The organism is Plebeiibacterium sediminum (assembly GCF_026013605.1).
Classification (GTDB): domain Bacteria; phylum Bacteroidota; class Bacteroidia; order Bacteroidales; family Marinilabiliaceae; genus Saccharicrinis; species Saccharicrinis sediminus.
The window spans coordinates 56,135-69,467 of the sequence record NZ_JAPDPJ010000029.1 but is presented as its reverse complement, the minus strand read 5'-3'; the positions used below and the strand labels follow the sequence as shown (position 1 = coordinate 69,467).

The following is a 13,333-nucleotide window of genomic DNA, read 5'->3' as shown; positions in this document are numbered from 1 at the left end:
CTTCTTTAAACTTTTTGTAATCAAATTCTTTTGTCATGAGGCAAAGTTATTTTCTTTTTAATCTATTATGACACAAAGTTTTGAACACTCTCGCAAATAGGGGTTTACAAAGTGTTTTTAGGTATTAGGGAGTTGTAAATAGGGGTTTACAAGAGAGTGTTCATAACTCTGTATCATCTTAGATAAAAAAGAAAAGAAATCCTATATTTACAACAGTCATAAATTCCATTAAAACCTATAATAAGTTTATATCCTGCTTTCTGAGTAAACACCAAATTTAGACCTATGAAAATTGTAAAAGCAACACTTCCTAATCATTCAGTTTTAAAAACTACTCAAACAAAATATGACTATACTGATAGTTTCAAAGGGCAATTACATGACGCTGATAAAAAAATCACGTCTACAGACATTGGAAAAGCTTTCTTTTCAACAGGTCCTCAATGGATTAGTGGATTGTTTACTTTGAGAAATAAGATTGTTGCTTTATTTGGACTTAAAACTTCTGAAAATAAAAAAGGGCAAGAAGAACTTAAACATTTTACATGTGAAGTAGGTGATCAGGTAGGTCTTTTTAAAGTCTTTAATAAAACTGAAAATGAAGTAGTTTTAGGTGAGGATGATAAGCATTTAGATTTTAAGGTTTCATTGTATATAGCACAAATAAACAGTGAAACAAAATGCTTAACTATTTCAACAACCGTAATTTTTCACAACTGGTTTGGGAAACTATATTTCCTGCCCGTCCGATTTTTTCATAAGCTTATTGTTCCAACAATGCTTAAAGGTATCATAAACCAATTAGAAAAAACCAATACTAATACTATACCCCAACTAAATACTATTAATAATTAACAATACAGACTTATCCACCTTCAGAACAATGCTTCACCTATGAAAACGTTTAGCGATAACATTAAAATACACAACACCAACCTGGTAAAGTTAACTAAGTTGCTAAAGCAAATCTCATTACTTCGGCTGGTTCTTTTTATCTTGTTAGCTATTATTCTTATCTACCTTTTTAAATACAAATTACTCACCACTATTCTGCTTGTTTTTCCGCTTGTAGCCATTATATCTTTTGGTATATCCATTAAATATTACAGTAAAATAGCGTATCGAAAAAGACACACCGAATTTCTGAAATGCATCAATGAGTCAGAAATTCTGAGAGATGAACGTAAACTAAATACCTTTGATAAAGGAAAAGAATTTATCAATGCCACTCACCCCTACACATCCGATTTAGATATATTTGGACAACATTCAATTTTTCAGTTGATAAACAGAACCACAACAGAGTCGGGTAAACTTCGCCTGGCTAAATGGTTGTCTGAACCTGCTTTAAACCATGAAATAATTGAAAGGCAGGAAGCCATAAAAGAGTTAGCCCCCAATTTGCAATGGAGACAGGATTTTCAAGCTTCAGGAATGCACTTTCAGCATAAAAAAAGCGATTACAATAAATTGTTAGAATGGATGGAGAAACCTGTTGGTTTAATAAACCATTCGCTCTTATATATTACTCTTGCAGTAGCTCTTTCTGTGCTGTCATTTGCCAGTTTGTATTATTTTATTATTCACATCTTTTTTGTAAACTGGTTTACCTATTTAATTCCGTTTATTGCCGTAATGCTGATAAACAACTTTGTTTTAAGAAGAACAAAACCACAGGCTGAAGATATTGTAATCACCTCTCAGGAAAACATCAATACCTTAAAAAGCTACAAGTCACTAATCTCTGCCATTGAAAATAAAAAGTTCAAGTCATATAAATTAAAACAGTTACAATCTTTATTAAGCCTGGATAAATTCTCTGCTTTTAAAGAGATAAATAAACTGTGTAAAATATTAGACTTCTCACAGCAAAGAGGTGTTAACAAAATGAAGATTCCCATCAAAGGAAATGCCTTTTATGCCATACTGAATCTGTTTTTGCTGTTAGATATTTACTTAATTATAGAAACAGAACAATGGAAATTGAAAAACAAAACTTCTTTAAGATCATGGTCAAATATTATCAGTGAGTTTGAAGCTTTAAATAGTTTTGCAGGATTTAGCTATTCAAATCCAGCTTTTACTTTTCCTGAGATCACAGAACAGAATAACCATATACATTTTGAGGTATTGGGTCATCCTTTGATTCAATCAGACAAACGTGTTTGCAACAATTTTCACTCTGAAGGACATGGCGATATAAGCATGATAACAGGTTCAAATATGGGAGGAAAAAGTACCTTTTTACGAACGGTTGGATTAAATCTTGTTTTAGCGCTTGCCGGTGCTCCATGCTGTGCTGAAAATGCTAAGGTTTCAAACCTTAAACTATATACCAGCATGAGAACCCAGGATAATTTAAGCATGGGAGTATCGTCGTTTTATGCCGAACTTAAAAGAGTTGAAACCATATTAAAGAAGATAGAAAACAATGAAAATATCTTCTTTTTGCTGGATGAGATGTTTAAAGGAACTAACTCTCAGGACAGGCACAGAGGAGGTTTCTCTTTAATTTATCAAATGTGTGGATTAAAAACCTCTGGTATAGTTGCTACGCATGATATAGAACTGGCCAAATTATTAGAAAAAAAATCATTGGTTACCAACTATAGTTTCAACAGCGAAATAAAAGACAACACAATGTATTTTAGTTATAAACTTCATACAGGTATTTGCAACGACTTTAATGCCTGTGAACTGATGCGAAAAAGCGGAATCAATATTTTGTCGGATATATCTGAGGATGAAATTTAATTTATTGAAACTTTTTTGAAATAACGCCTATTTTATTTAATCTAATTGTATATTTATCATACAAAAATCAAATAAAGAGCTTTTATAATAAAAACTAAACTATGAAAAATTGTCCCAATTGTAATGCAGAAATTGAAGAAGGTTTTGAACTATGTTGGAATTGCAACTACAGTTTAACAGAGCAAAAAGTTGTTGACATTCAGGATTTAAATAAAAACAAAAGAGAAATAAACTGCTTAAGGTGCGATGTACCCATGCTATTTTCAGGAGAATATAAATTTCACGAAGGACCTAAAATTGGAGTCCTGGGAAATATATTTGAAGCTTTTGTAAACAGAGAGTCTTTTGATTTACATATTTGTCCGCAATGTGGTAAAGTGGAGTTTTTTGCTCCTTTACACAATACTGATTACAAATTTGAATAATGCCTGCTTTAATTAAAAGTATAGCCACACCCCTGTGGCTTAATATTAACTAACAACAAAAAACAGAATACAAATGGATACTTTACTTATTATTTTAATTATTTCTGCTGCAATGCTTTGTTTCATGGCCATGTATGACATTAACAAAACACGAATCAGATATAAATTAAGCACATTATGGCTTCTACTGGTTATTCTTTTTCCTGTATTTGGCCCAATCATTTATTTCCAGTTAAAAAGAAGACTGATTACACCGTTAAGAAAATAATAACCTGCCCATTCAGTGATCGTCATAAACGATCACTGTACCTTCCAAATTTCATTCTGTGTAAATCAGGAATAATTCTATTCCATTTATAAAGATCTCATCTAACTTTTGACTAACTTGTTTAAATAAATGAATCATCCTACTTCATTTATGAGTTGATGTATCACCTATTTTAAATTTTTGAATATGAAAGCATCTTTAAGTATTCTGATTATGCTATGCCTTATTGCATGTACCCCTAAATCTGACTCTATATACAAAGCTCCCATTAATAAAAATGATGGACTCACAGTATCTACATTATCGCAACATCAACTTGATAAAAACGCTTTTGAAAAGGTAAACCAGGACATTTTAAACGGAATATACGGAAAGATTCATAGTGTATTGGTTATTCATAAAAATGATCTTGTTGTAGAACAATATTACAATGGATGGAAAAGTACTGACCTTCATTTTATGGCTTCCACAACAAAAAGCATGAGTGCTATTTTAACAGGCATTGCTATTGACCAAGGAAAAATAGAAGATACAAAACAAAAAATGTTGGATTATTTTCCTGATTACGCTGCCAGGGAAACGGACTCGTTAAAACATCAGGTAACCATTAAAGACCTGTTAACGAATACATCTGGCTTTAAATGGGATGAACAATCCTTGCCTGTTGACGATCCTGATAATATGGGTGCAAAAATGGATAAAGTTGATCATTTACTTCTAGCATCATTGCAATTACAAATGGACACAACTCCGGGAACAAAATACGTTTATAGTGGTCCTAACAATATTATTATGGGTGAAATAATAAAGCAAGCTACAGGATTAAATATTGCAGACTTTGCCGTACAGAATTTATTTGAACCTCTTGGTATTAATGAATATAGCTGGTTTTCAAAAAATGGAATATATGATGTTGGCGGAGGATTACAATTAAAGTCCAGAGATATTGCTAAATACGGTCTACTGCATCTGAACAGCGGAAAATGGCACGATCAACAAATTGTTTCAGAAGAATGGATAAAAGAAATATTGACGCCTTACATTGAAATCAAACATCCATTATACAGTTGTTGTCAATGGCAAATGGTAAAAACTGAATATGGATTTAATTCATGGTTTATTCCGGGAAATGGCGGGCAAATTATTAATGTGGTTCCGGCGCTGGATTTAGTAATTATAATAAATGCCGATAACAGGAAAATCCCATTACAAAAAAGGAAACCCTTGGAATTCTTAATTAAAGATTTATCTAAAATTCATCCTAAACTAAAACCTTAGAATGAATAACAAAATCATTGATTCATTGTATATACAGCAATTTTTAAAATAAAATACCAATAAAAGTATATACCCAATACTAAATATTTATATTTTACGTTTGTTTTACGTTTAGTCTTAATTATAAAATTCACAACTAATGGGTCAAATAATCATTAAAAGAAGTTCTGAATGGTATAATAAATACAGAAAAATCAACCTTTATATTGACAATATAAAAGTGGATTCTATTGTGGATGGAGAACTAAAGACCTATGAAATAGAGGATGGTAGTCATATCTTAAAAGCAAAGATAGATTGGTGTGGCAGTAATAAATTAACAATTGATACAAATGCCTCTGAAGTTCACGTTAACTTAAAAGCAAATCATAAAATCAGTTTTCTATTCCAAATTGTTGGCATTCTTACATTCATATCTATACTATTAGCTCAATCAAAAGAAAACAATTTAGCAGGTAATGATTTAAAATATGTTGCATTTGTAATAATCCCTCTGTTTGTAATTGTTTTATACCACCTGTTTATCGGACGAAATAAATATTTAATACTTCAAGAAATAAAACCATTAGAAAAATGAAATCTACATTATTAATTGCCTTATTGGTATTAAGCAACATTTTTGTTTGGGGACAATCAGCACAAAATCCCATTATTTATGCAGATGTTCCTGATGTAAGCACAATTCGTGTGGGCGATACTTATTACATGAGTAGTACCACGATGCACATGAGTCCCGGATTACCAATTATGAAATCGAAAGATCTGGTAAATTGGGAAATTGCCGGTTATGCCTACGACCGTTTAGTTGAAAATGATAAAATGAACCTGGAAAATGGACAAGAAGCCTATGGAAAGGGTTCTTGGGCGAGTAGCCTTCGCTTCCATAATGGAATGTTTTATGTATCCACATTTTCTGCCACATCAGGAAAAACACACGTTTACAAAACCAAAAGTGTTGAAAATGGACCATGGGAATCCTTTACATTTGAACCTGTTCTTCACGATAATTCCTTATTTTTTGATGATGATGGACGCGTGTATATGATTTACGGAGGAGGAAAAATTCATCTTATAGAGCTACTTCCTGATGCTTCAGGTATTAAACCTGATGGCATTAATAAAGTAATTATTGAAAACGCTAATATGGTATTTGGTAAAGATGAAGTTGGAGGATTGCCAGGTGAAGGTAGCCAAATGCATAAAATCAACGGCAAATACTATCTTTTTAATATTGGTTCACCCAAAAGTAAATGGATTCGATCTGTCATTGTAAGCAGAGCCGATAAAATTACAGGTCCCTATGAAAGCAAAGTGATGCTACAATACGAGCAAATTGCTCAGGGAGGTTTAGTTGATACTCCTGAAGGTGACTGGTATGCCATGCTATTTGGCGACAGAGGCAGCCTGGGAAGAATCCCTTACCTCGCTCCTGTTGAATGGAAAGATGGCTGGCCTGTTATTGGTGTTGATGGCAAAGTCCCTGAAAAACTAGATCTTCCGGATAACTCAAAAGGACTTTTCAATATTGTATCTTCTGACGAATTTGAAAGAAAACATAAGGAACCAAAACTTCCTTTAGTATGGCAATGGAACCATAATCCGGATCATGAAAATTGGGATATTCTTAAAAAACCAGGACGCTTGCGTATTACTACCGGACGTGTTGATACCAATATACTTTTGGCTCGAAACATGCTTACTCAACGAACCTTTGGTCCACACTGCTCAGCTTCAACATGCATAGATGTAGAAGGCATGAAAGATGGAGATATTGCTGGTTTAATAGCTCTTCAGAATAAGTACGGTTATGTTGGTGTTAAAATGGAGAATGGCAAAAAATCCATTGTGATGGTTCAATCTCAACTTGGCATTGAAAATGAAGATCAAAAACACGGCATTGTAATGACGCATCAAATAAGTACTGAGGTTAAAGAGTTTGAGCAAATTCCCTTAGCCCAGGAAAAGGTCTACTTAAAAATCGACTGCGATTTCGATACAGAAAAGGCAAACTTTTATTACAGTCTTAATGGAAAAGATTGGAAAGAAATAAGGAAATCGCTTCAGATGCTCTATTCAATCACCAAGCATTTTATGGGATACCGCTATGGTCTTTTTAATTATGCCACACAGGAAGCTGGTGGATATGTTGATTTTGATTATTACCGAATTAATCAATAACCCTCTGAATATTTTACCATGCGTGATTACACGCATGGTTATTTTCGGTCTTTTATTACTTACACAAACCTGGCATCTGAAATCAATTCCTCCACAGGAACAATTTCTGGCTGTTTCTCAAGCCATCCCATCCTAACATTCTCACGACTATCAAATTTTGGCCAATAAGGTTTAATATCAATTAATGGTGTACCATCCAACATATCAACCTCTTCGATATGCAACACATTACCATCAACTGCCAATAGTTTTACTGTGGACATTCCCATGGCATTGGGACGTGTTGGTGATTTACATGCAAAAATACCATGCTCTTTTGTATCCATAAAAGGAGTTACTTTTAGCTTGTACTCCTTTACTTTATGCAAATGATAAAATAAGGTGATGTGCGAAAAACCTTCAATATCCTGCAATCCGTCTGCATACTCAGGCAAAATTTCAATAGTTCCTTTAACAGCCTTCGCTCCTGCTGGTTGAATTGGCATATTTTCCAAACTCTTATGAGGTGTATAAATATACCCGATTGGATGAAATTGAATTGCACTCATAATATTTATTTTTATCCGTTATCCATTCAAAAGAATCTTGATAGAAAAACTATCCTATCATTCTTTTAATCATTCCATATTACCTATTTATTGTAAGGTTTATAAATCTTCAACTAACCATATTTTTCTTAAAACTTCATACGTTCAGCTCCTCCTCTATTACTTACAACATAAGGCTAATGTGGAATTTCTTACTTTTCATTTATAAAAAGTATGCCATTTTCATAACGCATTGATTAGGTGAATGAGACCAATTGGAGCATCTTACATTTTTGTAGAATTTATGGATGTAATTACATTTTTGTCAGGATAAAAAGAAAAAAAGCCATATACCGCCCGTAAATGTTAGATTTCAAAATTTGTTAAATAATATTTCAGTTTTTATCAAATAAATGTAACTGAAATATCAGTTTATTAGTAAAGAGAGATTGGTAACTAATTAACAGGAGATTAAGTGGAGAGGGAATTGGAAAAGAGGCAAGCGTTATATGTATACATAAATAGAGGAGCTCATATTATATACATAATTACTGTAATTGTTAGTTGTATTGGTTTAGTTTTGGATGGAATTAATATGAATTCCATATCTGATCAAATCATATTCGTAAACCTGGTTACAGGCATTTTTATACTAAGTACATTCTTTTTATATGTACTAAAATTAATGAAGCTTCCAACAAGCTTTGCTATCACATCATATTCTCTTATTGTAAATTTTATTTACGCCTTAATGAGAGTTCAATTTGGTGACTTTGAGACCTCTCTTTTTCTTAGGAATCTCATTTTCTTTGCTTTGCTGGTAGTTATTACCTACATCATTGTTAACAAACTACATGGAATTATTCAAACTATAATTCAAATTGTATATGTTATAACAGGAACCATAAAAATTGAAAACCCTTATCTAAATGATTCCTTAATACTTTCTATATTCATTCTTATTTCTTTTTCGGCTGTAATTCTTTATATGGTTAATCAGTTTAGTAAAAACATACATGAATTAAGGATAAAAAATACAATTGTTGAGGATCAAAATGAATTATTAAACAAAAGAAATAAACAACTTACAGAACAAAAAGAAAGAATTAAAGAACAGGCTATAGAATTAATTGCACAAAAAAAGCAGCTCACAGAAATCAATAAAGAGTTGGAAAATACTGTTGCCACAAAAAATAAGTTTTTTTCGATAGTTGCACACGATTTAAAAAATCCAATGAACTCCCTGATGGGTTTAGCTGAGCTAATGTATCATAATTATCAAGAGTACGATAAAAAAACGATCACCAAATATCTTTCTATTATTTACAAGAACTCTTATAGTATTAATGAATTAATTGAAAATCTACTTCTATGGTCACGTATGCAAACCGTAGGAATCAAAGAAAATAAAACGCCCATATTTTTAATTGAAGAAGTAAAAAGAGCATGTAAATTATTGGAGAGTTCTTATCGAAAAAAAGAGATTAACCTACTTATTAACATCGATCCTGATATTAAAGTATATGCAGATATGTTTATGCTGTCATCGACATTACATAACCTGATAACCAATGCAGTAAAATTTACTAATATTAAAGGAAGTATAACTATTTCGGCCAAAATAAGCCATAAAAACATGGTAGTCATTTCAGTTTCTGATACAGGAATTGGTATTGCCAAAGAGGATCTTTCTAAACTTTTTCAGACTGATCATAATCACACAACACAAGGAACCAATCATGAAAAAGGAACTGGTTTGGGCCTTTTACTGTGCAAAGAATTTGTTAAGAAAAATGGTGGTAAAATATGGGTTGAAAGTGAAGTTAACAAAGGATCCAATTTCATATTTACGATGCCTTTAAGTGAAAAATAGGACAAGCAAAAGTATTATCTTTTTCATGATTATAACTAAAAAAAACTAAAATCAATACCTTGTAATTTAATAATCATTCGCTTTATCCTCTAAATTTAATAACTATATAATACTAACTATCAAAACATTGAACAATCGACTCCCTTATTCCAACATATACATTTGTACATATATTGTAACTTTCATAGAGTATGGAGCGTATTTGGCTGAATTCAGAGGGATTTAATTACCTAAATAAAATTGGAACAGATTACATTATGAACAAGAAGGATTTATTACTGGTTCTATTGATTCTTGGCTTTACATGCATACATGCACAGGAACAAGAAAACAAAGAAAAATTTCATTGGCTAAACATTTCTGGTTTTATCAGCCATTCAGTTAAGTACGATTCAAGACAAACTGTAAATGCACGGGACGGAGAGTTTTTGTTATTTCCCAAACCTGTTGTAAGAGACGCAAATGGTAATGACATGAATGACTACGGACGATTACAAATGTTTAATTTGCACTCTCGTCTTCGTTTTTCAATGACCGGCATGAAAATAGATGATTTTCAATCAAGTGCAGTATTGGAATTTGACTATTTTGGAACATCAGATGCCAACTCATCTACAGCCAGATTAAGACATGCCTTTATTCAACTAAAAAATGAAAAACTGGGATTTTTATTGGGTCAAACCTGGCATCCTACTTTTGTTACCAGCTGTTACCCGGAAATTATTGCATGGGGAGCTGCAGTTCCTATTCAACCATTTAGTCGTGCACCACAAGTTCGTGTTACCTATACGCCTTCAAAATCTCTTGAGTTATCACTTTCTGCACTAAGTCAGCGAGATTTTTCAGATCGTGGGCCTAATGGTGCATCGGGTGAATATTTGCGTAATTCAGGATTACCTGAAGTACAAGCCAGATTAATTGCCAGTTCAAACAATGGCCTTTTAGCTGGTGTTGTTGGTGGTTTTAAAACTATTGTTCCGCGATTAAAAAGTGATGCCAATCTGGCTCATAAGGAAACTGCATCATCATATAATATTGGAGGATTTGCCAAATACAGTAATAGTAAGTTTTTTATAAAAGTATATGGTACTTACGGTGAAAATTTAACAAATCTATTATTAATTGGAGGTTATGGAGTTAAAAGTATTGATCCTGTTACTGATTTTCGTACCTATAAAAATACAGAAACAACTGCTGTGTGGAGTGAGATTGAATACAAAATGAAAAACTGGGCTACAGGATTTTTCATTGGTCATGTTAAAGCACCTGACCATGATAATAAACCAGATGTTTATTACGGTTTTGGTAATGACCTGACTTCTTTAACCCGATGGTCTCCTCGCATCACTTACACTAAAAACAAATTAAAATTTGGAGTTGAATTGGCAACTACAAGTGTTAAATATGCAGATTCTGTTCAGGATGGTCAATTCGTTGACAGTCATAACATCACAAATTATCGTTACATTTTCACTACTATCTATAATTTTTAAACTTTATGTTAAAGCTTAATATTACCAATAAGATTGTATTACTGGCAATTAGCGCTGCCTTGTTTCTGGGTATAGTTATTTCTTCCGTATTTGTATATGTTATTAACAGGGACCAGAACCGTGAAATAGCACAACTAGAAAGTTTACTTAGAAACAGTTACGACAGTAAAATTAAAGAGCATTCTCAGGTTGTGATGTCAATGCTTCATCAAATTGAAAAAGTAGGTAGCCAATATGGCTTGTCTCAAGACTCTACAAAGAGCTTTGCTGCCAACATAATCAGAGAAGCTAAATATGGAGAAGTAGGCTACTTTTGGGCAGATAAATCAAACGGTCAAAACGTATTTATCAAAGGATCTAAAACAGAAGGTACCAATCGCTGGGAAACAAAAGATGCCAAAGGAAAATTATTAGTTCAGGATATTATTAACGCAGCCATTAAAGGTAATGGATTCTCGGAATATTACTGGCCCAGAGCCGACTCGGATGAACCGCTGCCTAAAAGAGGATTTAGTTCATATTTTGAACCTTACGATTGGGTTATTGGTACAGGTAATTACATTGATGATATTGATAATGACCTTTTAATACAAGCTAGTGAAAGTAACAAGGCCATGAGAAATACACTCGTTCTTTTATTAGTTATTTTTATCATTGTTACAGCACTTATCATTATTATTAGCATCCTGATTGGTAAACGTTTATCAAAACCTATTATCAGTCTGGTTTCTGATGTTGAACAAGTGGGCAAAGGAAAAATAGATATTGTAATTCAAACAAAATCCAACGATGAAATTGGTCAGTTGGCTTCTGCTCTTAATACAATGTTATTGAATTTACGCAAAGTGGTTGAGGCCATTGTAAAAGGATCTGATCAAATTAGTAATGCCAGTTCTCAGCTTAGTAGTGCCTCTGAGCAATTATCTCAAGGTGCAAGTGAACAAGCAAGTTCTATTGAAGAAGTATCTTCTACCATGGAAGAGATGTCATCTAATATTGAACAAAACAGCCAAAATGCACAAGAAACCGATAAAGTATCTACCGAAGCCAGTGAAAGCATAACTGAGGTTGCTAATCAATCAAAAACTGTTGAAGAAACCAATAGACGTATTGCAGAAAAGATTACAGTAATTAATGATATTGCTTTCCAAACCAATATTTTAGCTCTTAACGCAGCTGTTGAAGCAGCCCGAGCCGGTGAGCATGGTAAAGGATTTGCCGTTGTTGCCGCTGAGGTACGAAAACTTGCTGAAAACAGTAAGGTTGCTGCTGATGAAATTATAGGTTTAGTACAAACCGGATTAAAATTAACAGAAGATACCGGAATTGTAATGATGAATACGATTCCTAAAATTGAAAATACATCAAAACTTATTCAGGAAATTGCTGCAGCCAGTCTTGAACAAAATAATGGTGCAGCTCAGGTAAACAGTGCTATACAGCAGCTTAATAGCATTACTCAGCAAAATGCTGCTTCGAGTGAGGAGCTGGCCTCAAACGCAGAAAACTTATATGATCAGGCTAATCATCTTAAAGAGGTTATTTCATTTTTTGATATTGGTAATCATTTGGAAACAACAGAAAAACCGAAAGAGATGCCTGCTCAAAAAATCGTAACAGAAAAAAAGAAAGTTAAAAGTCAATTGCCTGATGACAGTGTTATCAAACTGAATTTGAACGACAAATCTGACGATGAATATCAGGTTTTTTAAGTTGATAAAACATATTAATGAAATACAAAAAATCCGGTAAGGTGACTTACCGGATTTTTTTGTAATAATAAATTCCTGAGTTAGAATATACTAGTTTAATTCTTTAGCAATCAATCCCTTTAACTGTTTAGCATCCTCCTCATCGTATCCGGTTCTTTGATAAACGATCTTCCCTGTTTTATCTACCAAAACATTTCGTGGAATGTATTGCTCAAAAAACTTACTGTATATATTTCTATCCGGATCGGGAGCTAATAGAAAAGAAAAACCTTTAGCTTCATTAAACTTTTTAATTTCGTCCATGGAGTGATTTCGTCCAAAAGCAATTACCATAAATTGATCCGAATGATATTTGTTATATATTTCTTCCTGAATACGAGGTAATTCTTTCATACATGGACCACACCATGTTGCAAAAAACACAAGTAAAACGGTTTTACCTTTTAGCTGAGACATTTCAAAACTCTTTCCGTCAATTGTTTCAAATGAAAAATCAGGAACTTGCTGGCCTACTTTTGTAATATCAAATGCTTCGTAATCAATTTGTTCTTCCTCCTGAGAAAACATATTCAAAGGCAACACAATCATTAAAAATATCAGAATAACTTTATTGTACATTGGTTTTTATTTTAAACAATTATATGGTTCAATATTAGTTTATCTCCTTCTTAGTTTGATTGGATAAATATAAATAATTGAATGAAAAATATTTACTTCATAAAAGTCAATTTTTGAACAGAAATCTTTTAATAGGGAATATATTTCACTCTTACGCCCATAAATAATAAAATATTAGATATATAATTCGCATAAGTGAATAGTGAT

At 32.6% G+C, this 13,333-nt stretch carries 12 protein-coding genes; 10 read left to right on the top strand and 2 right to left on the bottom strand.

Going from position 1 to position 13,333, the window contains the following annotated elements:
- The first annotated feature begins 285 nt into the window (after positions 1 to 285).
- The 7 genes from OM075_RS13320 (at position 286) to OM075_RS13290 (ending at position 6,903) form a co-directional block, all read left to right on the top strand.
- A complete protein-coding gene (locus tag OM075_RS13320; protein WP_301191019.1) occupies positions 286 to 855 on the top strand; it encodes a DUF2867 domain-containing protein in 570 nt (189 codons plus the stop codon).
- Positions 856 to 894: 39 nt separating this feature from the next.
- Positions 895 to 2,754: a MutS-related protein gene (locus OM075_RS13315; RefSeq protein WP_301191018.1), complete on the top strand. Its 1,860-nt coding sequence runs from the start codon at positions 895 to 897 to the stop codon at positions 2,752 to 2,754.
- Positions 2,755 to 2,855: 101 nt separating this feature from the next.
- Positions 2,856 to 3,179, top strand: coding sequence for a hypothetical protein (locus OM075_RS13310; protein ID WP_301191017.1), 324 nt, complete (start codon positions 2,856 to 2,858; stop codon positions 3,177 to 3,179).
- 73 nt (positions 3,180 to 3,252) lie between these two features.
- Positions 3,253 to 3,447: a PLDc N-terminal domain-containing protein gene (locus OM075_RS13305; RefSeq protein WP_301191016.1), complete on the top strand. Its 195-nt coding sequence runs from the start codon at positions 3,253 to 3,255 to the stop codon at positions 3,445 to 3,447.
- 186 nt (positions 3,448 to 3,633) lie between these two features.
- Entirely contained in the window at positions 3,634 to 4,725 is a 1,092-nt protein-coding gene (locus OM075_RS13300) for a serine hydrolase domain-containing protein (RefSeq protein ID WP_301191015.1), read from the top strand.
- Between the two features lie 139 nt (positions 4,726 to 4,864).
- A complete protein-coding gene (locus OM075_RS13295) occupies positions 4,865 to 5,302 on the top strand; it encodes a hypothetical protein (RefSeq protein ID WP_301191014.1) in 438 nt (145 codons plus the stop codon).
- A complete protein-coding gene (locus tag OM075_RS13290) occupies positions 5,299 to 6,903 on the top strand; it encodes a glycoside hydrolase family 43 protein (RefSeq protein ID WP_301191013.1) in 1,605 nt (534 codons plus the stop codon). Before OM075_RS13295 ends, OM075_RS13290 begins: the two co-directional genes overlap by 4 nt.
- A 59-nt stretch (positions 6,904 to 6,962) precedes the next feature.
- Here the strand turns inward: OM075_RS13290 and tsaA are convergent, their stop codons facing one another.
- Positions 6,963 to 7,451, bottom strand: a complete 489-nt coding sequence (gene tsaA / locus OM075_RS13285; protein WP_301191012.1) for a tRNA (N6-threonylcarbamoyladenosine(37)-N6)-methyltransferase TrmO — start codon at positions 7,449 to 7,451, stop codon at positions 6,963 to 6,965.
- A 454-nt stretch (positions 7,452 to 7,905) separates the two neighbouring features.
- On the opposite strand from tsaA, the gene OM075_RS13280 reads away from it, so the two are divergent.
- From OM075_RS13280 to OM075_RS13270, 3 genes are all read left to right on the top strand, one after another.
- The gene (locus OM075_RS13280; protein WP_301191011.1) at positions 7,906 to 9,303 is read left to right on the top strand and encodes a sensor histidine kinase; all 1,398 of its coding nucleotides are present in this window, start codon (positions 7,906 to 7,908) and stop codon (positions 9,301 to 9,303) included.
- 191 nt (positions 9,304 to 9,494) lie between these two features.
- The gene (locus tag OM075_RS13275; RefSeq protein ID WP_301191010.1) at positions 9,495 to 10,796 is read left to right on the top strand and encodes a hypothetical protein; all 1,302 of its coding nucleotides are present in this window, start codon (positions 9,495 to 9,497) and stop codon (positions 10,794 to 10,796) included.
- Between the two features lie 5 nt (positions 10,797 to 10,801).
- Positions 10,802 to 12,508, top strand: coding sequence for a methyl-accepting chemotaxis protein (locus OM075_RS13270; RefSeq protein ID WP_301191009.1), 1,707 nt, complete (start codon positions 10,802 to 10,804; stop codon positions 12,506 to 12,508).
- Positions 12,509 to 12,598: 90 nt separating this feature from the next.
- Here OM075_RS13270 and OM075_RS13265 read toward each other — a convergent pair whose 3' ends face one another.
- Complete coding sequence (locus tag OM075_RS13265) at positions 12,599 to 13,126, bottom strand: TlpA family protein disulfide reductase (protein WP_301191008.1); 528 nt, start codon at positions 13,124 to 13,126, stop codon at positions 12,599 to 12,601.
- Positions 13,127 to 13,333 lie beyond the last annotated feature (207 nt).

Bases quoted from the DNA above. Each gene is read 5' to 3' on its own strand.
- OM075_RS13320 (WP_301191019.1), top strand. From the start codon at position 286: ATGAAAATTGTAAAAGCAACACTTCCTAATCATTCAGTTTTAAAAACT.
- OM075_RS13315 (WP_301191018.1), top strand. From the start codon at position 895: ATGAAAACGTTTAGCGATAACATTAAAATACACAACACCAACCTGGTA.
- OM075_RS13310 (WP_301191017.1), top strand. From the start codon at position 2,856: ATGAAAAATTGTCCCAATTGTAATGCAGAAATTGAAGAAGGTTTTGAA.
- OM075_RS13305 (WP_301191016.1), top strand. From the start codon at position 3,253: ATGGATACTTTACTTATTATTTTAATTATTTCTGCTGCAATGCTTTGT.
- OM075_RS13300 (WP_301191015.1), top strand. From the start codon at position 3,634: ATGAAAGCATCTTTAAGTATTCTGATTATGCTATGCCTTATTGCATGT.
- OM075_RS13295 (WP_301191014.1), top strand. From the start codon at position 4,865: ATGGGTCAAATAATCATTAAAAGAAGTTCTGAATGGTATAATAAATAC.
- OM075_RS13290 (WP_301191013.1), top strand. From the start codon at position 5,299: ATGAAATCTACATTATTAATTGCCTTATTGGTATTAAGCAACATTTTT.
- tsaA (WP_301191012.1), bottom strand. From the start codon at position 7,451: ATGAGTGCAATTCAATTTCATCCAATCGGGTATATTTATACACCTCAT.
- OM075_RS13275 (WP_301191010.1), top strand. From the start codon at position 9,495: ATGGAGCGTATTTGGCTGAATTCAGAGGGATTTAATTACCTAAATAAA.
- OM075_RS13270 (WP_301191009.1), top strand. From the start codon at position 10,802: ATGTTAAAGCTTAATATTACCAATAAGATTGTATTACTGGCAATTAGC.
- OM075_RS13265 (WP_301191008.1), bottom strand. From the start codon at position 13,126: ATGTACAATAAAGTTATTCTGATATTTTTAATGATTGTGTTGCCTTTG.